The 896-nt window shown below is 42.7% G+C and carries 1 protein-coding gene; it reads left to right on the top strand.

The window, feature by feature from the left end; genetic code table 11:
- The coding region (locus tag EO118_RS08530) for a hypothetical protein (RefSeq protein WP_206168417.1) at window positions 1-896 on the top strand (896 nt) is incomplete at both ends.

Raw genomic sequence — 896 nt, 5'->3', positions numbered from 1 at the left:
GATGATGGCAAAAATGCAGTCAAAGACTTAGCAGCAGGCGCTGTAAAAGTAGCTGCTGGTAAAAATGTGAACGTTACAGATGCTACGGTTGACCATGTAACAACATACACAGTAGATGCTATTGATACGAAAGTAGCAGCTGGTGAAGGTCTTGAGGTTACTGGAGGCACAGAAGATAATGATAAAGTTCGTACTTACAACGTAGCATTGTCTCAAGCGACAAAAGATACATTAGCGAAAGTAGCTGATATTGCTAAAGCAGTAGGTGTTGATGGTGCTAACGGCATCGATGGACGTGATGGCAAACCTGGTACAGGTGCTGATGCTGGTATGGGTAAAGACGGCTTAACAAAAGAAGATGGTCTAAACGGTAAAGACTTAACTACTAAAGTAAATGCGTTACGTAACGGCGAAGCTGGTACAGTAGTGTACACTGATGAAAATGGCAAACGTGTTGTAAAAGCTAACGATGGCAAATGGTATCCAGCTGAGAAAGTAGATGCTAAAGGTAATAAACTAGATGGGGCTACAGAAGTGGCAACACCACAAGCTCGTTTAGTAAACCCAGATGGTACAACAATTGGTGGTACAACTAAGTTAAGCAACATCGCAGATGGCACGATTGGAGAAAACTCCAAAGATGCAATCAACGGTGGTCAATTACATACTGAATTAGCGAAAAAAGCAGATGTAACAGCATTGAACGAATTAGCAGACAAAGCGCTTACTTTCAGTGCAGATACTGGAACGAATGCAGCTCGTAAATTAGGTGAAACGTTAGCTGTGAAAGGTGCAGCAAACTTCACACCAGCAGCAACTGCAACACCAGGTGTGAATATCCAAGTAGCATCCGACCCTACGAATGGTTTGACTGTGAGCTTAGCAGATACGTTAAC

This window comes from Veillonella sp. 3891, from assembly GCF_003992315.1.
Taxonomy (GTDB): Bacteria; Bacillota; Negativicutes; order Veillonellales; family Veillonellaceae; genus F0422.
The sequence above is the reverse complement of the archived record's forward strand: the minus strand, read 5'-3'. Positions and strand labels throughout refer to the sequence as shown.